The 20,427-nt window shown below is 57.0% G+C and carries 19 protein-coding genes; 10 read left to right on the top strand and 9 right to left on the bottom strand.

All coding sequences use genetic code 11. The features are described 5' to 3' along the window. Positions 1 to 128 precede the first annotated feature (128 nt). Both argE and G518_RS37755 read left to right on the top strand, forming a co-directional pair. Positions 129 to 1,283 carry an acetylornithine deacetylase gene (gene argE / locus G518_RS0130585; RefSeq protein WP_028605714.1) on the top strand — a complete coding sequence of 385 codons (1,155 nt, stop codon included), beginning with the start codon at positions 129 to 131 and terminating at the stop codon, positions 1,281 to 1,283. A gap of 60 nt (positions 1,284 to 1,343) precedes the next feature. Continuing rightward, on the top strand, positions 1,344 to 2,318 hold the full coding sequence (locus G518_RS37755; protein WP_036596618.1) for a tripartite tricarboxylate transporter substrate-binding protein: 975 nt from the start codon (positions 1,344 to 1,346) through the stop codon (positions 2,316 to 2,318). 90 nt (positions 2,319 to 2,408) lie between these two features. Here the strand turns inward: G518_RS37755 and G518_RS0130575 are convergent, their stop codons facing one another. Continuing rightward, a complete protein-coding gene (locus G518_RS0130575) occupies positions 2,409 to 2,966 on the bottom strand; it encodes an HNH endonuclease (RefSeq protein ID WP_028605713.1) in 558 nt (185 codons plus the stop codon). A gap of 199 nt (positions 2,967 to 3,165) precedes the next feature. On the opposite strand from G518_RS0130575, the gene G518_RS0130570 reads away from it, so the two are divergent. The 4 genes from G518_RS0130570 (at position 3,166) to G518_RS37750 (ending at position 8,739) form a co-directional block, all read left to right on the top strand. Further along, the gene (locus tag G518_RS0130570; protein ID WP_028605712.1) at positions 3,166 to 4,188 is read left to right on the top strand and encodes a bifunctional riboflavin kinase/FAD synthetase; all 1,023 of its coding nucleotides are present in this window, start codon (positions 3,166 to 3,168) and stop codon (positions 4,186 to 4,188) included. Positions 4,189 to 4,364: 176 nt separating this feature from the next. After that, entirely contained in the window at positions 4,365 to 7,199 is a 2,835-nt protein-coding gene (ileS, locus tag G518_RS0130565) for an isoleucine--tRNA ligase (protein WP_028605711.1), read from the top strand. A 63-nt stretch (positions 7,200 to 7,262) separates the two neighbouring features. Beyond that, entirely contained in the window at positions 7,263 to 7,778 is a 516-nt protein-coding gene (gene lspA, locus G518_RS0130560; protein WP_028605710.1) for a signal peptidase II, read from the top strand. A gap of 43 nt (positions 7,779 to 7,821) precedes the next feature. Then, complete coding sequence (locus G518_RS37750; RefSeq protein WP_051237579.1) at positions 7,822 to 8,739, top strand: LysR family transcriptional regulator; 918 nt, start codon at positions 7,822 to 7,824, stop codon at positions 8,737 to 8,739. 12 nt (positions 8,740 to 8,751) lie between these two features. Here G518_RS37750 and G518_RS0130550 read toward each other — a convergent pair whose 3' ends face one another. The 3 genes from G518_RS0130550 to G518_RS0130540 all read right to left on the bottom strand — a co-directional run bounded on the left by G518_RS0130550 (position 8,752) and on the right by G518_RS0130540 (position 11,669). Further along, positions 8,752 to 9,741 carry a Bug family tripartite tricarboxylate transporter substrate binding protein gene (locus tag G518_RS0130550; RefSeq protein ID WP_028605709.1) on the bottom strand — a complete coding sequence of 330 codons (990 nt, stop codon included), beginning with the start codon at positions 9,739 to 9,741 and terminating at the stop codon, positions 8,752 to 8,754. Between the two features lie 147 nt (positions 9,742 to 9,888). Then, positions 9,889 to 10,890 (bottom strand): D-2-hydroxyacid dehydrogenase, encoded by a 1,002-nt coding sequence (locus G518_RS37745; protein ID WP_051237578.1) that lies wholly within the window; start codon positions 10,888 to 10,890, stop codon positions 9,889 to 9,891. Beyond that, positions 10,890 to 11,669 (bottom strand): SDR family NAD(P)-dependent oxidoreductase, encoded by a 780-nt coding sequence (locus tag G518_RS0130540; RefSeq protein WP_036596615.1) that lies wholly within the window; start codon positions 11,667 to 11,669, stop codon positions 10,890 to 10,892. Before G518_RS0130540 ends, G518_RS37745 begins: the two co-directional genes overlap by 1 nt. Before the next feature lie 239 nt (positions 11,670 to 11,908). Between G518_RS0130540 and G518_RS37740 the strand changes: the two genes are divergently transcribed. The 4 genes from G518_RS37740 to G518_RS0130520 all read left to right on the top strand — a co-directional run bounded on the left by G518_RS37740 (position 11,909) and on the right by G518_RS0130520 (position 15,557). Further along, positions 11,909 to 12,835, top strand: coding sequence for a TauD/TfdA dioxygenase family protein (locus tag G518_RS37740; RefSeq protein ID WP_051237577.1), 927 nt, complete (start codon positions 11,909 to 11,911; stop codon positions 12,833 to 12,835). After that, the gene (locus G518_RS38940; RefSeq protein ID WP_051237576.1) at positions 12,832 to 13,266 is read left to right on the top strand and encodes a nuclear transport factor 2 family protein; all 435 of its coding nucleotides are present in this window, start codon (positions 12,832 to 12,834) and stop codon (positions 13,264 to 13,266) included. The genes G518_RS37740 and G518_RS38940 overlap by 4 nt, the downstream gene beginning before the upstream one ends. Beyond that, entirely contained in the window at positions 13,263 to 14,435 is a 1,173-nt protein-coding gene (locus G518_RS37730; RefSeq protein ID WP_036596612.1) for an alpha-hydroxy acid oxidase, read from the top strand. Before G518_RS38940 ends, G518_RS37730 begins: the two co-directional genes overlap by 4 nt. A 210-nt stretch (positions 14,436 to 14,645) precedes the next feature. Further along, positions 14,646 to 15,557 (top strand): LysR family transcriptional regulator, encoded by a 912-nt coding sequence (locus tag G518_RS0130520; RefSeq protein ID WP_028605707.1) that lies wholly within the window; start codon positions 14,646 to 14,648, stop codon positions 15,555 to 15,557. Positions 15,558 to 15,623: 66 nt separating this feature from the next. On the opposite strand, the gene G518_RS0130515 is transcribed toward G518_RS0130520, so the two are convergent. The 5 genes from G518_RS0130515 to G518_RS37720 all read right to left on the bottom strand — a co-directional run bounded on the left by G518_RS0130515 (position 15,624) and on the right by G518_RS37720 (position 20,305). Beyond that, a complete protein-coding gene (locus G518_RS0130515) occupies positions 15,624 to 16,424 on the bottom strand; it encodes a flavin reductase family protein (RefSeq protein ID WP_028605706.1) in 801 nt (266 codons plus the stop codon). 34 nt (positions 16,425 to 16,458) lie between these two features. Continuing rightward, the gene (locus G518_RS0130510) at positions 16,459 to 17,523 is read right to left on the bottom strand and encodes an LLM class flavin-dependent oxidoreductase (RefSeq protein WP_028605705.1); all 1,065 of its coding nucleotides are present in this window, start codon (positions 17,521 to 17,523) and stop codon (positions 16,459 to 16,461) included. 162 nt (positions 17,524 to 17,685) lie between these two features. Continuing rightward, positions 17,686 to 18,528 carry a shikimate dehydrogenase family protein gene (locus G518_RS37725; protein WP_084652401.1) on the bottom strand — a complete coding sequence of 281 codons (843 nt, stop codon included), beginning with the start codon at positions 18,526 to 18,528 and terminating at the stop codon, positions 17,686 to 17,688. A gap of 20 nt (positions 18,529 to 18,548) precedes the next feature. After that, a complete protein-coding gene (locus G518_RS0130500; RefSeq protein WP_028605704.1) occupies positions 18,549 to 19,298 on the bottom strand; it encodes an SDR family NAD(P)-dependent oxidoreductase in 750 nt (249 codons plus the stop codon). A 23-nt stretch (positions 19,299 to 19,321) separates the two neighbouring features. Further along, a complete protein-coding gene (locus G518_RS37720) occupies positions 19,322 to 20,305 on the bottom strand; it encodes a Bug family tripartite tricarboxylate transporter substrate binding protein (protein ID WP_156909609.1) in 984 nt (327 codons plus the stop codon). Between the last annotated feature and the right edge of the window lie 122 nt (positions 20,306 to 20,427).

Below are 20,427 nucleotides of genomic sequence, written 5' to 3'. Positions count from 1 at the left end.
CTCTCGTTCCCACGAAAACATTAGCGATTTTTATGCATATGGTGCAACTTTTAAATTGTTGCACGGCTCAGGAAGAGCTAGCATAAAACTATTGTTGGATTAAGCGCAGTGGTTGCTGTGGGGGATTAATGAGAGAAAGCATAGATATTCTGTCGCGACTGATCGCGTTTCCAACGATCTCCCGCAATACCAATCTTCCCCTCATCTATTGGCTCCAGGAACGCTTATCCGATAAGGGCATAGAGTCTTGGCTGAGTTTTGATGATACGAAGACAAAAGCGAATCTGTTCGCCACCATCGGACCTGAAACGAAGGGCGGACTGCTGATATCTGGCCATACGGACGTCGTTCCCGTGGATGGTCAAATCTGGGCGAGCGATCCGTTTCAGGCCAGCATTCGGGATGGAAAGCTGTACGGCCGTGGCTCATGCGATATGAAGGGGTTTATCGCTGCAACGATGTTCTGTGTTGAAAACCTGGACATAAAGGCATTGAAAAAACCCATACACCTGGCGTTCACATATGACGAGGAAGTCGGTTGCAAGGGCGTCCGAACCCTCCTGACTGCGATGAAAGAACGAGACTTGACCCCTGCCATGTGTGTCGTGGGAGAGCCCACCAGCATGCGGATCGTGCAATCTCATAAAGGCAGTCGCAACTATAGATGCTGCGTAAAAGGAAAGGCCGCCCATGCCTCTATGGCTAATGAGGGTGTCAATGCCATTCACTATGCCGCGTCTGTCATAAGCAAAATTGAAGAGTTGGCCGATACCCTGCAAACCCAGAAGTTTCCAGAAACAGGCTACGACACCCCCTACGACATGCTTCAAACGAGCCTGATTGAGGGCGGTATGGCACGAAACATTGTGCCAAGCCAATGCAACTTCACCTTTGGGTACCGCTACCTCCCGCAAAGCGACCCAGACAAAATTTTCTCTCAAATTGAAGATTTCGGAACCAACTCCGTATTGCCGCGCATGCGCGCGAAATCCCAGGATACGGATCTGCAGTTTGAAAAATTGAGCGACAACCCGGCCCTTCATGCGCAAAGCAATTCAGAGTTTGCCGCCCTCCTTTCTCATCGCCGAGGCGCTCAAGGGATTGGGCCACACGTTGGTTTCATGACAGAAGGCGGAATTTATCAACAGGCCGGGATAACCACGGTTATCTGTGGGCCTGGGAGCATCGAGCAGGCTCATAAACCGGACGAGTTTCTTGAACTCTCTCAAATGTCGCTGTGCACTGACTTTTTAGCCGATCTATTTCAACACCACTCCAGTTGAATATAAAAATCCGACCATTCTTAAAACCAGCGACAACCAGTTAATTCAGGAGATAGATAGATGCCAACTATAAAAAAATTCAGATTCGGAACATTTTTTGCTGCATGCATTATGGTCACAGGCGCTGCCTTGGCCGCATATCCAGAACAGCCCATTAAACTCGTCGTTGGATTTCCTCCAGGCGGGGGCGGAGATCTCTATGGGCGGCTGATAGCGCAAGAGATGAGCAAAAGCCTAGGTCAGACGGTGGTCGTGGAAAACCGGGCGGGTGCGGGCGGAAATATCGCCGCAGATGTGGTGGCCAAATCACGGCCAGACGGCTACACGCTTCTTTTGGCTATGAGCGGAAACTTTGCAGTGGCCCAGGCAGTCCGTGGCACATCGTTGTCATACAAAGTACCTCAGGACTTCGAGCCTGTCGGGCTGATTCTTGAATCCCCTATCGGTGTTTTTGTAGCGCACAGCTCACCACATAAAACCATTCAGGAGTTGCTTACAGCGGCGAAAAGCAAACCCATGACCTACGCCTCCACGGGAACCGGCGGTGCAGGTCACCTGGATATGGAAATGGTCAAGCAAGCCGCCAAAGTGGAGTTGCTTCACGTGCCGTATCGTGGATCTGGCCCAGCGATCACAGACATGATGGGAGGCTCTGTGGACTCCTTCCTCACAACCGCCTCCCCTCTCATTGGCCAGGTCCGGCAGAAACAGCTGCGATTGCTCGCGATTGGCAGCCCTAAGCGAAACCCAGCCCTTCCGGAAGTGCCCACATTTTTGGAGTCTGGGGTGAATGTAGAAGTTGAGCAGTGGTATGGGCTGGTTGCACCCGCACGCACACCGCCCGATGTGATCAAAACACTATCGCGCCATCTGAGCATGGCCTTGGCTGCCCCGAATGTTCAGTCTGTGATTCGAAAAGATGGCGCCGTTGAGCGCGATGTACCGACCACCGAGTTTAAAGACTACATCTTGAAAGACATTGAGAGATACAAATCGGTATTGACGCCCCAACTCCTGAAAGAGATCAATCAGTAAGCCGCTATGGGGTTTTGATCTATTCGGAACCCGAATAGATCCTGAACACACCCAGAAGTGACACTAAGTGGCACTGCCCTTAGAAGGTGCTCACCCGTGTAATCGCGAACTCTTGGGTAGGTGAGCCATCAGGAATTCCATCTGATCCGCCAGAATTCGGCGGTTTCGCAAAATGAAATCTTCCCAAAGGCTGGGCACATACGGGGTGTAGAGCAAAGGCATGCGTGCCTGTTCTGGCGTTCGGTTGCTTTTGCGATGATTGCAGGCACGGCAGGCGGTGACCACGTTCATCCAGATGTCCAAACCTTTCTGGGCCAAAGGAATGATGTGTTCGCGCGTGAGATCAGGCTCAGACAAATGGTCCCCGCAATAAGCGCAGATGCTGCGGTCGCGCGCAAACAGCTTGCTGTTGGTGAGGCCTGGGCGTAAATCGAAAGGGTTGATGGTGGGCACGCCGCGCGTGCCTATGATGCTGTTGACTGTGATGATCGACTGCTCTCCGGTGACCGCATTGTGGCCGCCATGAAAAACAGCCACTCTCGCCCCGGCCTCCCAACGCACCTCTTCCGCAGCATAGTGGATCACCGCTTGTTCAAGCGAGATCCAGGATTGCGGCAAGCCCTGGGCAGAAAGCTTCAAGACCTTCACTAACGCCTCCTTCAACCAGCAAATGAGCCAATGAACCGACAGCGTGAGCCAGTCGCAGATCGTTGACATTTGCATTCAACCACTTGCCTCTGGCATTCAGGTCACAATATACGCTAGTTCTCATGACGTTTTCGCGTCTGGTCTGCATGGGTGTTGCTCAGCACGCTATCAAAAGCATATTTCTCCCGATGTTCCTCCGATGAAAATCTACCGCGGCCTGCGCCACCCCGGCATCGCACCGGGATGCGCCCTCACGATTGGCAACTTCGATGGCGTACACCGAGGTCATCAGGCCATGCTGGCTTTGTTGAAGAACGAGGCTGCGCATCGTGGTGTACCCAGTTGCGTGATGACCTTCGAGCCGCATCCGAGAGATTATTTCGCCGCAGCCCTGAATCAGCCCGATCTCGCACCACCGCGCATCGCCACGCTGCGCGACAAACTGACCGAACTTGCGCGCTGCGGCGTCGATCAGACCTTGGTTCTGCCGTTCAATGCCGCGCTGGCGAGCCAAACACCGGAAAAATTCATCGAAGAAGTTCTACTGGCTGGCCTGGGCGTACGCTACGTGCTGGTGGGTGACGATTTCCGCTTTGGTGCCAAGCGAGCAGGCGACTACGCCATGCTTGACGCGGCCGGGCGGCGCCATGGCTTCGATGTGGCGCGCATGATGAGCTATGAGGTGCATGGCCTGCGCGTGTCTTCATCAGAAGTTCGTGAAGCCCTGGCCGCAGGCAATCTGGATGACGCCGCCGGGCTACTGGGGCGCCCCTACTCCATCAGCGGCCATGTGGTCCACGGACGCAAGCTCGGCCGGGCCCTGGCTGAAACGGCACCCGGCCGCGCCGATGGCTTTCGCACGCTAAACCTGCGCTTTTCCCGCCGCGCCCACGCCTGGAATCCAGCGGCCAGCGGCATCTTCGTCGTGGAGGTGCATGGCCTGGACGCCAAGCCGCTGGCCGGCGTGGCCAACCTCGGCGTGCGCCCCTCCCTGGACCCCAACGACGTGAACGGCGGCAGGGTATTGCTGGAAACACATGTGCTGGACTGGCCCGCCCATCTGGGAGCGGAGGGGGCCTACGGTAAAATCATCCGTGTGGACTTGCTGCACAAACTGCACGACGAATTGCGCTATCACAGCCTCGCGGCCCTGACTGAGGGTATAGCACGCGATTGCGCTGACGCGCGTGCCTGGCTGGCGGCGCCCCCATCACGAATTTGAAGGGGCGGCGGACGCCCCCACTGCCTAGTCCGCTCCAACGCCCCGCTCCACACCCGCTTCACATTCAACAGCCCACTGCACACGCTCCATCCGCGCAGTGGCTCGACTTCAAGTATTCGGGTCAGCCGCTTCCAAACGCCTGATCCTCTCCCAATTTTTCCCGAGGTTTTCGCACAATGAACACCGAGACCAAGACCGACTACCGCAAGACTCTCAATCTGCCCGACACCCCGTTCCCCATGCGAGGTGATCTTCCCAAACGCGAGCCAGGGTGGCTCAAGGAATGGGAGGACATGGGGCTTTACAAGCGGCTGCGCCAAGCCCGCGCCGGAAGAGAAAAGTTCATCCTTCATGACGGTCCACCCTACGCCAATGGTCAGTTGCATGCAGGGCACGCGGTCAACAAGATCCTGAAAGACATGATCGTCAAAACGCGCCAGCTCAATGGGATGGATGCGCATTACGTTCCAGGTTGGGATTGCCATGGCCTGCCGATCGAAAACCAGATCGAAAAGCTCTATGGCCGCAAGCTCTCGCGCGATGAGATGCAGGCCAAAGGCCGCGCCTACGCCACCGAGCAGATTGGCCTGCAAATGGAGGATTTCAAACGCGTGGGGGTCTTGGGCGAGTGGGACAACCCTTACAAGACGATGAACAAGGCGAACGAAGCGGGCGAGCTGCGCGTGTTCAAGCGTCTCATCGAACGCGGTTTTGTTTACCGGGGCCTGAAGCCCGTGTACTGGTGCTTTGACTGCGCTTCGGCCCTGGCAGAAGCTGAAATCGAATACCAGGACAAGAAGAGCAACACGGTCGATGTGGCGTTTGAGGCCGCAGACCCCGCCAAGCTTGCTGGCGCCTTTGGCCTGAAGCAGCTGGACAAGCCTGCCTTCATCGTCATCTGGACCACCACCGCCTGGACCATCCCCGCCAACCAGGCCCTCAATCTGGGCCCGCACCTCGAATATGCGCTGGTGGACACACCCAAAGGTCTGTTGGTGCTGGCCACGGCCCGCGTCGAAGACAGCCTGAAGCGCTTTGGGCTGGAAGGTCACATCATTGCCAAGGCGATGGGCGACAAACTCGGCGGCCTTGAATTCAAGCACCCCCTGTACGACGTGAATGAAGGCTACAAGCGCCTTGCGCCTGTGTACCTGGCCGATTACGCCACCGATACCGACGGTACAGGTATCGTGCACTCGGCACCTGCCTACGGTATTGAGGATTTCAACTCCTGCGTCGCCCATGGCCTGGCCCATGCGGACATCCTCAATCCCGTGCAAGGTGGAGGCAGCTACGCGAGCGACTTCCCGCTCTTCGGCGGCCTGGACATCTGGAAGGCTGTGCCCGTCATCATCAAGACCCTGGATGAGGCTGGCCGCTTGTTCGCCACCAGCACCATCATGCACAGCTACCCGCATTGCTGGCGCCACAAATCTCCTGTCATCTACCGAGCGGCCTCCCAATGGTTCGTACGCATGGATGAAGGCGAAGGCGTGTTCACCAAGGACAAGGCGCCAGAAACCCTGCGCACCACGGCACTGCGTGCCATTGAAGAGACCACGTTCTTCCCGCCGTCAGGAAAGACTCGCCTGCGCGACATGATCTCCGGCCGTCCAGACTGGGTGATCAGCCGCCAGCGCGCCTGGGGCGTGCCGATTGCGTTCTTCCTGCACAAGGAAACCGACGAGTTGCACCCGCGCACGATGGAAATCCTGGATCAAGCGGCCGACATCATCGATCAGGGCGGCATTGAGGCCTGGAGCCGCGTCACCGCCGAGGAAATCCTGGGAGACGAAGACGCCAAGCTTTATACCAAGGGCAACGACATCCTGGAGGTATGGTTCGACTCTGGCTCCACCTTTGACCACGTACTGTGCGGTACGCACCCGAACGAGCACCATACGAGTGGACCCGAGGCAGACATGTACCTCGAAGGCCATGACCAGCATCGCGGCTGGTTCCATTCTTCGCTGCTGCTGGCTTCGGCGATCCGGGGCCGCGCGCCTTACCGCAGCTTGCTAACGCACGGCTTCACGGTTGATGCGCAAGGCCGCAAGATGAGCAAATCGCTCGGCAACGGCATCAATCTGCAAGAAGCCAACAAAAAATGGGGCGCCGAGATCCTCCGCCTGTGGGTAGCTGCGAGCGATTACTCTGGCGATATCGCAGGCGACGACAAGATCATGGCGCGCGTGATTGACGCCTATCGCCGTATCCGCAACACCCTGCGCTTTTTGTTGGCCAATACCAACGATTTCGACGCAACCAAGGACAGCGTACCGGCTGATCAACTCCTGGAGATCGACCGCTGGATGCTGGGGCGCGCCGCTGAGTTCCAACAGGAAGTGCTGGGGCATTACGAGGTGTATGAGTTCCACCCTGTCGTCGCGAAGCTGCAGCTTTTCTGCTCAGAAGACCTGGGCGGCTTCTACCTCGACGTGTTGAAAGACCGCCTCTACACCACTGCACCCGGCTCGCTAGCTCGCCGCAGCGCGCAAACGACACTGTGGCAACTCACTCAAGCCATGGTGCGTTGGATGGCTCCCTTCCTCAGCTTCACCGCAGAGGAAACCTGGAAACTGGTCGGCGCTAGCGACTCAGTTTTTCTGGAGGAGTTCTGGAAGTTCAATGACCCTGAGGCTGCGTTGCTCGGCAAGTGGGCGCGCATTCGGCAGATCCGCGAACTGGTGAACAAGGACATCGAAACACTGCGCACTCAGGGTACGGTGGGCTCCTCATTGCAGGCGAACGTGGTGATCACAGCAGCAGCCGACGACCACGCGCTGCTCGCAAGCCTGGGAGACGACCTCAAGTTTGTGTTCATCACGTCAGCCGTCACATTGGCATCAGGAGACGCGCTTTCGGTGGCGGCCACTGTCTCGAAAGATGCCAAGTGCGACCGCTGCTGGCACTACGTTCCTGATGTCGGCCAGCATGCCGAGCACCCGGCACTGTGTGGGCGTTGCATCACCAACCTGTTCGGCGCTGGAGAAAGCAGGACGGTGGCATGAACAAATTCATGGCTCAATCGAGCATCAGGTCCATTAGCCTACTAGTAGTAAGGCATCACTGATATGGCGCGGATCAAAACAAATGGTGTTTCGCTTGCGCTATGGTTGGCGCTGGCTGCGGTGATAGCGATTCTGGATCAGTTCACCAAGCAACTGATCCTGGGCAACTACCAGCTCGGAGACAGCACCTATGTGACCACATTCTTCAACGTCGTACGTGCCCACAACACGGGTGCAGCGTTTTCCTTCCTGGCCGGCGCAAGCGGCTGGCAACGCTGGTTCTTCGTTGGCCTTGCCACCGTGGCAGTGCTGTTCATTTTGTGGTTGCTGCGCTCCCATCCGGGGCAAAAGCTGTTCTCCTTCAGCCTCAGCATGATCTTGGGCGGCGCGGTTGGGAACGTCATAGACCGACTACTCCACGGCTACGTGGTGGACTTCCTTGATTTTCACTGGTCGTTTCTGAGCCCTCTCTTCTATCGCGGGCACTTTCCAGCCTTCAACGTGGCAGATGCAGCGATCACCGTGGGCGCCATTGGCTTGATCGTGGATGAGTTGCGGCGGGTGAAAAAAAGCAGCTAGGCTTCGCGCATCGCCAACGGAGCGCCTCAATCGAGAACACCCTATGGACCGCTTAGCTTGTTTGCAGGTTTTTCTGGAAGTTGCCAACGCGGGTAGTTTTGCGCGTGCCGCCATGAAGCTCTCGGTGGCCAAAAGCACGGTCACGAAACAGGTCGCCTGGCTTGAAGCGACCATGGGCGCCCAATTGCTTAACCGGTCGGCCAAGCAGGTCACCATGACCGAAGCAGGCCGCCGTGTACTTGAGGCGTCGACCAACCTGCTGGAGTCCTATGAGTCGATGACTTCTGAGGTGAGGGAGTCGACACGCTCTCCCAAAGGCATCATCCGGATTGGCACGCCACCATCGTTTGGCACTTACCATCTGATCCCGGCAGTCACGCGTTTTACCGAGCGGTATCCCGAGATAGAGGTCATCGTCATGTTTGACGATGAAAGAACCTCCAGTGTCTCAGAGTCGCTGGATCTGTCCATCCGAATTCTGCCTTCGCTGGAAGACACCAGTAGCGTAGCTTTGCCCCTGATGTCCAGCCCGCAGGTTCTGGTCGCATCCCCTGCCTATCTGAAGCGCTATGGCCGACCGCGCGATGTGCGCCATCTCGAACGGCACAACTGCTTGGTGCACACCCTCAAAGCCCAGAGCAGCATCTGGAACTTCAATGGAGATCCGCCTCAATCAGTACGCGTGCGAGGATCTCTGAAGTCCAACATGGGAGATGCCCTCAAGCAAGCCGCCATCTTGGGCTGCGGCATCTCCATGCATCCCATTTATATGGTGTCTCGCGAAATTGAGACCGGCTTACTGGAGGTGGTCTTGCCCGAATGCACACCCCAAGCCAAGGCAGCGATCTACGCCCTGTATTCGACACGCCGCAATCTGCCGCTGCGTGTGCGCTGCCTGCTGGATTTCCTCAAGGAATGGGCGCACAGCCCCGCCACACGGTCCTGGACGGGGCAAGCCTGAAGAACGCCTGGATCAGGAGAGCACGATGTTGGCTCTTTGTAGAAGCTCACTCAACTTGACACGCTGCGCGGCAATGATCTTCCCCATATCTTCCGGAGATCCACCCCCCGGATTAAGGCCTCGGGACGTAAAGCGTTCCCGCACCGCAGGGTCTGACATGGTCGTGTTGATGGCTTTGTTCATTTTCTCCACAATGTGGCGTGGAGTGCCCGCCTTGGCTGCGAGGTAGTTGTACGTCACCATGTCGTAGCCAGGAACGGTTTCGGCGATGAGAGGAATGTTGTCAGGCATACCCGGCATCCGTTTGCCTGATGAAACTCCAAGTGCGCGCAGCTTTCCAGATTGGATGAGCGGCAAGGAAACCCCAGAGCTGATGAAAGCCATCTGGATTTCCCCTCCAATGATGGCGTTAGTGACCGGTGGCTCACTGGTGAACGGCACATGCATGAGGTCAATATCGGTCGACAAGCCAAACGAAGCACCGAGCAAATGCCCGAAGGTTCCAGTACCCGAGCTACCGAAATTGATCTTTCCTGGATTGGCGCGCGCAGCGTCTATCAGCTCCCGGACGCTCTTATAGGGCAGTGTGGGGTTCACCACGAGGATGAACGATGCGGTGACGGCCAGGCTCACGGGGATCAGGTCGTTGACTGGATCGTAACGAACCGACTTCGGCGGCATGATTTGAGTCGAAGGAATGCAGTAGATAAAGGTGTAGCCGTCAGCTGGCGCCAGCATGCCAAGACTGGCCGCGACTGTTCCCGATCCGCCGGGCTTGTTCTCCACGATGATGGGCTGGCCCAGTCGTTCAGAGACCGTGTGAGCAATGATGCGTGCGGTCGAATCCGGGCCAGCTCCGGGTGCAGCAGGCACCATCAACCGAATGGGCTTGGTGGGCCATGCAGCTTCATTGGCATTGGCCATTCGGCTTGTCAGCAGACTGGGTGCAACGATGGATGCGCACATGGCAGCAGGAATGGCTTTGAGGAAAGTTCTACGCATATTGTCTCCTTTGTGGGTAAATAGGACTAGGTTCAGAGAATCAAGATATGAAATCAATGGCCTTATCGACTTTGTCAGTGATGAGCAGCGTGGCAGCCGTCTCCGCGCTCATCCCGGGTTTGCACAGCCTCGCCGTGCCCTACAGGATCACACCTTGGGCGGCTTGACCACGTTGCGTAGCTCTGTTCCGGCAACGTATCGGCGGAGGTTGTCGAGGAAGATCTCCACTGTTCTTGGCCCATAGCCTGTAGAGGTCGCACCAAGATGGGGTGACATCAAGACTCCGGGGGTGTCCCACCAGTCCGAGCTAGCAGGCACAGGCTCACCAATGAAGACGTCGCTGTAGTAGCCCGCTAACTGCCCGTTGACCAGGGCGGCGCGTACCGCATCCTCTACGATCACCTCGCCTCTAGCCACGTTAACGATGTGTGCGCCCGTTGGAAGACGCTCCAGAAAGGAAGCGTCGACCAGCGAATGGGTTTGAGCAGTCAGCGGACAGGCAAGGAACAACCAGTCCGTGCGAGGCAACACATCCTCGATCTGGCTGAACTCGAACATCTCATGAAACGCTGGTAGCGGCTGTGCGCTTCGGCGAACGCCAGCGACCTTCATGCCCATGGCATTGGTGATGCGGGCGATAGCTTGTCCAATAGGACCTGTTCCCACAATCAGAGCCTGGGTTCCGTCGATATCCGGCGACCAGTGATCCCGATGTGGAGTTCCCCAGACTTTTCCGTCTTGAGAGCGAACCCAGTGCGGCACATTTCGCGCAAGTGCCAGCATCCCTGCTATGGCTGTGTGCGCGACGGCCTGCGAACTTGCACCAGAAGAAGTGGAGACCACCGCACCACGTTTCATGGCGTTCTGGAGCACCTCTCGGTCTGCACCGGCGGCTTGTGTGTGGATCCATCGCAAGGCAGATGTCTGATTGGCCACTCGGGAGAACGCACGCAATCTAGGATGGCCACCTTCAGCGTCTCGCCCTCCCATCAAATCCAGTGATAAGAACGCGACCTCCACGCGCTCCAGATCCGGGGGAATCACATTGGTCAGCGGATCGAAGACGACCAAGTCGCATGGATCCTTGACGATCTTGCGCACCGCATCGGCATGATGGTGTGCGAAACCGGCGGTCACAAGAACGTGCATCAGCCCACCTCGGCAATTGAAGGTGGCACACCGCCATAAAGCGTCCAACCACTTGCGGTCAGCGAGCCGGCATCGATGGGAAGATCTATGCCGGTAATGGCAGATGCCCGGTCAGAAGCCAGGAATTCAATGCCTTCAGCCACCTCTTCGGGTTGAATACGGCGTCCGAGGGCCAGTTGGTTTTCAATATCTGCGCTATAGCGGCCAGGAGGCCGCGCCAGCACCCTGGCAACCAGGGTAGCGCCCGGTGATACCGAATTCACCCGAACCCCAGATCGCCCCCATTGCCCTGCGAGGTTACGCGTGATGTTGATGACAGCGGCCTTGGAGGGCCCGTACGCATGCGTGGGAGACGACTTAAGGCCATTCACAGAAGCCACATTCACGATGCTGCCGCTTCCGCGTTTGGCCATGCGGGTTCCAAACACACGATTTGCAAAGAAGGTGCCTTCAATATTGACTCGCAAGATCTTGCTAAAGACATCCATGGGGAAGGCATCAGGGGCATACCTTTCCTGAAACATCGCCGCGCAAACCACGAGAGATTGCACAGGCCCGTGGTGCTCCTCAATTTCGGAAGCCAGTGCTTCGACCCCTTGCAGATCGCTCACATCAATGCCGTAGGCAGGGCTGTCCAACTCATTGGCAAGCTTTTGCGCATCAGGCAGTGAAAGGTCGGCCACAGCCACCCGCCACCCGCGCGACTTCATCAGACGAGCCGTCGCTGCACCAATGCCGTTGCCGCCGCCCAGAATTACCGCCAATTTTCCTTCTGCCATTGCACTTCCTTGAATTCAAAGCCTTTAACGTCAAGCCTGAGTCTAAAAACGATTCACACGAGCGAATCACCTCGATCGGGAATATGAGGTTTCTCGATAGGAAACCAAACCCTCCAAATATCGCCGCATTTGGGGTTTTCATTTCCGGAGTGGAAACGTGAGATTGCCGAGGCAGGTAATCCGCAACCGTGTGCGGCCCATAGCATTTGCCTCATTCGCAATCACTATGGAACATACGCATGTTGGATATCAGAAGAAATGCTGGAGGGACTGGCGCAGACGTTATAGGCCTCGATTTGTCTCGCCCCCTGTCCGATAAAGATTTTTCAACATTGTTCACAGCACTGGGCGAGCACAGCCTGCTACGCTTTCCGACTCAATCAATCACACCCGCCGATCTGCGTGACTTCTCGGCCCGTTTTGGCATGCTGCAAAAGGGCTTATCTGAGAAAGGCCCGTATGAACCAGGCGTCCCGGAAGTCAGCATTCTCTCGAACATCGTCCGCGATGGAGTTCCTATCGGCATAGGTGATGCCGGGCAGGATTGGCACACCGACATGTCCTACAACCAGTTGGTCGGGTTTACCAATGTGCTGTATGCCCTGGAAGTGCCACATCGCGACGGCAAGGCGCTGGGCGATACCCTGTTTGCCAACATGTACGCGGCATACGACGATCTCTCCAATGACTTGAAGCAGCGGCTAGAGGGGCTGACTGCAACCCACGATTTCAACAAATTCTGGGAAGAAATGCGCCGTCGGCCCGGAAGCGCGCGGGCTCCGCTCACCCCTCAGGAACGCGCCAAGCGCCCACCCTCAGTGCACCCCATATTCCTGACGCACCCCATCACTGGCCGAAAGGTGTTGTATTGCAACCCGGGGTACGCGATTCGAATCAACGAGCTTCCCGAAAAAGAAAGCGATGAATTGCTGGACGAACTCTTTCGCCATCAGCTACAGGAAAAATATGTCTACACCCATCGCTGGACAAAAGGCGATATCCTGATGTGGGATCACATTTCAACACTGCACAACGCGGTAGCGGACTACGGACCCCATGAGCACCGGCTGATCAAGCGTTGCCAGGTGATGGCTGATAAGGTGTTCGACCAGGCGTTTGTGCGCGACGTGCTTGGCGCCACTGCAACTGTGTCTGCCCAATCATGAGCATTGAAGCCTTTCAGGGGTGCGCACAAACCATTTCCCGCTTCTACGCTCTATTGGACGGCATCGACTCCGGCTCGGTAGGTGCCATGTTTGCGGCGGATGGCGTATGGCATCGGCAAGGTGCCGAACTGAGAGGACCTGATGCAGTGAACGCTGCGCTGGCCCAACGACCAGTTGGACGGCGGTCAGCACACCTGATCAGCAACCTCCATTTCGATGCTGGCGAAGAGTCACAGATCAAAGCAAGATACTTGCTTCAGGTCTTTCGTCATGATGCAGACTCTGAAAACGCGCTTGCCGCTGCCTCGCCAATGGAAGGAAGCATGTTGGCCATCACGTCTGTCCAGGACCTGCTCCAGCGGGGAAATAATGGGGAATGGGTCTTGCTCAAAAAGCAAAGTAGCACCCTTTTCTCACGAAGCAGCGCATGAGCCGTTTAGGGCGCTTTCTAGCGCTTGGTGATTTCGAAGCTGCCGCCAAACGCCATCTACCGAGACCAGTCTTTGGCTACGTCTCTGGTGCGTCAGAGGAAGGCCGGTCGTTCCACTCCAACCGCACCATCCTGAATGAATATGGGTTTGTCACCCGCGTGCTGCGCGATATGCCGACGCGCTCACAGCAGGTCGAGCTCTTTGGAAAAACCTACGCTAGCGCCTTTGGCATCGCACCGATGGGGATCAACGCGCTCTCGGCTTACCGTGGAGATCTGGTGCTGGCCAGGGCCGCCATGGAAGCCGGCATCGTCTCTGTGATGAGCAGCGCCTCCTTGATCGCGTTGGAAGAGGTGGGTCGGCAATGCCCTGGCACCTGGTTTCAGGCGTATCTACCCGCAGAGGACGCGCGCATTGATGCCATGTTGGACCGCATAGAAGGCGCCGGCTTCGAAGTACTGATGATCACAGTGGATGTTCCCGTTCCGGCCAATCGGGAAAACAATGTCCGTGCAGGATTCACTGCACCGCTCAGGCCGAGTGCGCGCCTGGCCTGGCAAGGTTTGAGCCGGCCTCGATGGCTCTGGGGTACGTTCCTTCGCACATTGCTGTTTCACGGAGTGCCACATTTCGAGAACACACATCCTGTGCGCGGTGCTTCGCTCATTTCCTCAAAGGCGGTACGAGACCTGGCAAGCCGTGAGCGTTTCAGTTGGTCCCACATAGATCGCATTCGCCAGCGCTGGCGTGGCCGGTTAGTCATTAAAGGCGTCTTGCACGTGGACGACGCTCTCCAGGCGCAGGCCCTTGGTGTGGACGCCGTGATCCTGTCTAACCATGGTGGCAGGCAACTTGACGGCGCTGTGCCTGCACTTGCCGTATTGGAGCAAGTAGTTGCGGCCGTGGGCTCTCAATACCCCATCCTTGTAGACGGTGGGTTCAGACGAGGAACCGACATACTCAAGGCTCTTTCCCTGGGGGCCAGAATGGTGTTGGTTGGAAGGCCGTTCAACTATGCGGCAGCCGTGGCAGGTGAAGATGGCGTGCGACATGCCATTTCTCTCCTGAAGGCCGAGATAGATCGAGATCTGGCGCTGCTGGGCGTGGCCTCGTGCGCAGCACTCGGTCCGCAAAACCTCGTGCGTATGTCTCAAGGTCACGAAAATTGAAAATCGGCATGCATCCCACACCAAATTATTCAGACATTCAGTCTTGACGGAAACCAGACAATATCGCCATACCGCTCGCACCAGACGCGCAAGACGCACCCACTTGATGTCCCCTTCCGTTAGTTGCACAGTCGGTGCGCAAGAAATAGTATCAGTGCCCAAGAGCGCAAGTCCATTCATTTTTGGAACACCTCCTTTGCAGCGAACGCGATGAAAGAATTCCAAACGCTCAAGATCTTTGCCCTGGCCATGCGCAAGAAGAGCTTGTCGGAAGCGGCTCGGGCACTTGGGCTGTCGCCGGCGACCATATCGCGCCGAATCAGTGCGCTGGAGGCTGAGTTGGGTGTGCAACTCCTGGATCGCACCAGCCGCACTCTCAAGGCGACCGAAGCCGGCAGCAAGTTTCTTCGCCACGCTCAGCGCGCCATTGAAGCCATAGATGAAGCGAAGGCAGTGGCGAAAGAAGCTACCGACATGCCAGAAGGACGCCTGCGGATTCATTCGAGGACTCAAACCGGGCTGAGGCTGATCGCGCCCTTGTTACCTAAGTTCGTGGAACGTTATCCCGGTCTGCAGATCGAGCATGAACTGTCTGAGCACCCGGTGAACCTGGTCGAACACGGTTTCGACATTGATATCCGGACCGGCGTTTCCGATGATTCGAACTTCATCATCAAGCGTCTGGCCAGCAGCGACGAGATACTCGTGGCGAGCCCCGCGTTCGCGCAAGCACACGCTCATATTCAGCATCCCTCTGACTTGATGAACGTGCGCTGCCTCACCTACCAGCGCGATTCCGGGGTCGTCCCCTGGCACTATTTTGATGAGATGGGGGTCTCCCGTGAACTCCCCGTGAAAGGCGTCATCAGCTCCAATAGCGGCGAAGTACTTCGCGTGGCTGCTATCGGGGGCGCCGGAGTAGCCTTGCTGTTCGGGGCAACCGTGCGCTCATCCATTGTTGACGGCAGTCTTGTACGCCTGCTACCGGAATACCGCTTCGTGGTGACTTCAATTGCCAACGGCATCTACGCGGTATTTCGTCGCAGCGATGCCTTACCCATGAAAGTCAGGGCGTTCATCGACTTCATCTCCGAGGAGCTGAGAGCCACGGAGGGCATGTAATACGGCTCAGGGCTTACCGAAGAGAACGGTAGGCGCCGGCCAGGCGAGACCCTCATCTTCAAACCCTCAGTTTGGCATGTGAGCACCGGCAAGAAGGTGCGTATGAGAATTGAAATGCACCAGTGGAACTGAGGATTCGCACCGTGTCCTCCGAATTTTTCCGACGACCATACGGTGCGTTCCTATCTGCTGCGTAAATACGGTATCGCACTCCATGCTGGCCAGCGCGTCTTCAAGCACGAGGACCCGTTCATGACCTTCACGCCATCGTCCTACCGTGAAGCGCTCCCTGCCTTGCGGTCGCCGGAGAAATGCGTCCATGACATCTGAATGCCCTTGACCCAGCACATTGGCGGCAAAGTAGCCACTCTTGACCAAGGTCGGATAGCACGAGGACTCCTGGTTGATAAAAAAGCAAATCAGGGGCGGCTCTGCGGATATGGAGGTCAGACTCGACACCACGATGCCCGAGGCTTCCTCTCCGGCCCCTGTGGTGACAATGCTGATCCCTCCGGGTAGAGATCTCATCGCCGCACGAAACTCGTCAATCGTCACTTCCTCCGTTGCGATCCTCATATCGAATCGCACACGCAGATAGCCTTCGGCCGTCAGTTGACCCGCCAATACGGCCTTTGAGAGCACTTTCTCAAAACCAGCCTCCCAGGCTGGATCTCCCGCCAGACCACTGACAAAGCGTACGACCGCGGGTGCGAGCAAGAGGTGATGCTCATCCTCGCGGCGACCTATCTTGGCGATGGTGCGGGTCAACCTCTGTTCTGATTGCTTATCGATCAGAACATCCAGCCGGTCTGCATCCAACGCCTCACGGAGCACCACATTGCCCGAATTGGTCAGGTGAACACGCATGCTTACTCTCCTTTGATCTGGTCAAGATCCCTGTTTATGCGGTGGCAGCCATGCGCTCGACTTCCTTGCGGACCACAGGAATGATCCGCTCCCCCCAGAGATCGATCTGCTTGAGCATGGTTTTCTGATCAAAGTCACCCAGTTGGGTCTGCCAGGCAATGTGCTTGGGCCGCAAGATACTGATCTCGGCGAGCAACTTGTCGATCACTTCATTGACCGAGCCGACCGGCAAGTTTTCCCGCATCTGTTCCAGGCTGAGATCCGTTTCGGAAGGAACCTCCTGAATCAGGTAGCCATCATCGGATTGCTGCCTCCGGTACTTCAGGCTCTCCGAAAGACGGCGCTGGAACCGTGCATTTTCCAGATAGGAGTTGATCTCCGCGGGATTGTCTGAAGCGTAGCCACAACGCAGGAGCCCGAATTTCACGTCACGGTCCAAGTCCTTGCCATTGTCTTCCGCAATCTTCTCCAGCCGGCCTCGCAAATTGGCCAGCGCATCCGCGCCTCCCAGTAACGCAGTCACAAACAGGTTGTGCCCCTCGCGCACGGCACGTCCGAGCGTGACGGGATTTCCGGAAGTGACCCAAAGCGGAGGCATGGGCTTTTGAACGCAACGAACGGCGATGGCACTTGGCGGAATATGGAGATGCTTCCCGGAATAGGAAAAAATGCTCTGGGAAAGCGCCTTGGGTAATAGATCGAGAAACTCGTTGTAGATCGCGGGGGCGTCTTCCAGGTTTGTTCCAAAACGCTCAAACTCAAACTGCTGATAGCCCGAACCCACACCCAGCTCCAGCCGTCCGCCCGACACCGTATCGACGAAACCGACTTCCGCGAGGAATCGGGCGGGATGATAGAGAGGCAGAATGCAGACAGCGGTTCCGAGCCGAATCGTGGATGTCTTGCCGGCCGCATGCGCTATGGTCATCAGCGGTGATGGTGACAACGAATAGTTGTTGAAGTGATGCTCCGCGTACCAGGCTGCGTCAAATCCCGCTTTTTCAGCGGCCACCGTCTGTTCAATTGAGTTGTGGATGACCTCCGCGGAGGTCTGGTGATAGCCGCGCTGCTGCGCTAGGGTGAAAACTCCAAATTCCATGTCAAATCTCCAGGAAATAGCCTCGGCTAAGCCGATGGGAATAGAAACGTCGATAAGCAAGGCCGTATGTCGCTGCACTCCCAGCCTCGCGGATTTCAGCGTGCTGGGTCGCAGTGCGGCTATCGCATCAGTAAGGCAAGAAAGCTCTGTATTCGCTGCTCGTCACACCTCAGCACCTCCGTGGACCTGATGAGGTCTGTCGATCCCAAGCAAGGCGCAGACCAACGGGTACTGGGCCTCGGTCATTCGCTTTCCGTAGGCCACGAGACATCCGGCATCCTTGCCAGCTTTCAGCAAGGGCGTGAGTTCGGGCACCATGATGATGTCGGAGACCACCTGATGAGCAGCCAGCACTGAGTAGTCAAAAAGGCACGCGTCTTCGGCGTGCATGCCTTGGGACGTCGTGTTGACAATGATCTCCGCTTGGCGAACATCGTCTTCAGCCACCAGGTCGCTCGCGCGTACCATGCATGCGGGATAGGCTCTGGCAACATCTTGAGCAAGTGCAATCGCACGCTCCATGTTCCGATTTCGAATCACGAGTTCTGCCGCCCCTGCAGATGCGAGGGAAAACGCCACGGCACGGCCCGCTCCACCCGCGCCGAACTGCAGGACCCGCAGGCCACGGACATCGACACCGTCCCGGGTCAAGCCATCAAGATATCCCTGACCATCAACGTTATCCCCGAGAAGACTGCCATCAGGGCGGCGGGCAATTGTATTGACGGAACCGATCAGCGCGGCGCGCTCAGTCAGAGAATCCAGCAAGGGCAAGATGGCGATCTTGTGCGGAATGGTGATCCCAAAGCCAATGACGTTATGCATGCATCGGATACTTTGAACGACTGTTTCAAGATCCTCGGCTCTCACGTGGAGCGGGCACACCGCCACGTCCAAGCCATCTGCTTCATAGCGCAGGTTGGAGTTGTGCGATGCAATGATCTGCTGCACCGGGTCGCCAAGAATGAACCGAATGCGCGTTGTTCCCGTGATCTTCATAGCCATCTCGCAATCAGTCCTGTCGGTTAATTGGCAAGATAACCACCATCCACGGGCAAGACAACGCCCGTGACATGTGCCGCCATAGCTGAGGCCAAGAACACCACGGGCCCGGCAATATCGTCTGGTTGCGCAGGCACCTTCAGGAAAGTCCGCTCAACCATATTCCGCAGGTGTTCCGGATTGCTTGCAATATGCTGGGTAAGCGGGGTCATGACCAAACCTGGAGCGACCGCATTGACGCGGACACCAAAAGGCCCCAAGTCACGTGCCAGAAACTTGGTCAGTTGAGCCACTGCGCCCTTGGATGCGCCATACGCGATGTGGGCCCGCGTGGCGACAAAGGAGGTGAGCGAAGCGACGTTGACAATGGCGCCACGAGTGGCCTTGAGGTCATCAGCACTGGCCATGGAAAGGTTCAGCACGCCCTTGACGTTGACGTCCATGAGCCGATCCACCTCGGCTGAAAGCGCCTCCCCCTCCATGCAGTCCTTTCGACCACTGACTCCCGCATTGTTGACAAGAATTCCCAGTGGCCCCCAGATCGCTCGCACCTGCGCTACGACACTGGCGCATTGGGCGGCGTCACGGACATCGAGTTGAAAAGCACGGCAACGGTCTGGGGCGATCTCCATTTGATCTATCGCCGCTTGAGCGGACGCAAGCGCGATGTCTGCCATGGCTACGCGGCAGCCGGCTTGGAGGAGCCTTTTCACGCAAGCCAGCCCTATCCCTTGGCTTGCACCGCTCACCAGGGCAATGGTGTCGTCAAACATGAGCCCTCCTTTTTCAGCCCAGCTCATCGAACCGACACCGCCTGCTGGATCTTGCGCAACTGAGGTACCCACCTATCCGCTTCGGAGCGGACATAGGCGTCGTACTCTGCGGGCGTGCCGCCTTTGGCCTCTATGCCCATTTCCGCCGCTCTTGTACGAAAAGCGGGGTCGTTCAGCACGTCGTTGAAAATCTTGTTCAGCTCCTTGACTATCTCGTTTGGCGTGCCTGCGGGAGCAGACAATCCATACCAGATGCTCCCGTCAAATTCGTAGCCTTGTTCCTTAAACGTCTCGACTTCAGGGAATTGAGAAAGCCGCTTGTCCCCCATGACCCCGAGCAATTTCATACGGCCCTCACGTATATAGGGCATGGGTCCGGAAGGGCCTGTACCTACGATATCAATCTGTCCACCCAAGAGTGCCGTCAGGCCAGGGGTATCGCCGTTGAAGGGCACGTGAGTGGTCTTGAATCCGTACTTGGATTCGAAGGCGACGGGTGCCAGGTTGGTAATGATTGCCGCCCCTGGAGATCCACGATTGACTTTTTCAGGATGCTCCTTGGCGTAAGCCACCAGGCCGCGAATGTCCTTGAAAGGGGCGTCGCTGCGCGCGACGATGATCGTGGGTTGCGAGCCAATATGGGTCACACCTCTCAACTCTTTCTGCGGATCGTATGGGAGCTTGTCCACCAATACGGTGTTGCTGACCAGGAGTCCGAGAGAGGAGAAAAGAAGCGTATGGCCATCGGGCTTGGCGCGAGCCACGGTGCTCGCAGCGATCACGCCACTTCCGCCGGGCTTGTTCTCGACGACGATCGAGGTGCCGCGCTTGGCCAATTCGTTGGAGATCAGGCGGGCGTAAAGATCAGTTCCGCCCCCTGGAGCAAACGCTACAACGATCTTGATGGGTTGCGCGGACAGACTCGATGGGCTCTGCGCAGATGCGGTAAACGAGGTGAACGCGGTGGCAAGAAGTGCCAAGCCAGCCAAGCCTGAACATATTTTCATTGATGTCTCCGATTCTTTAATTGTTGAATTCGCGGATCTCCGGTGCAGACGCGCAAACGCTTTCTCAGGGTGGTGCCAAATGGGTTCTCGCAGACGCGAGCATGCCGGAATGCTGGAGCGAA

The organism is Ottowia thiooxydans DSM 14619 (genome assembly GCF_000422885.1).
Taxonomy (GTDB): domain Bacteria; phylum Pseudomonadota; class Gammaproteobacteria; order Burkholderiales; family Burkholderiaceae_C; genus Ottowia; species Ottowia thiooxydans.
This window is presented reverse-complemented; position numbering and strand designations above follow the sequence as displayed.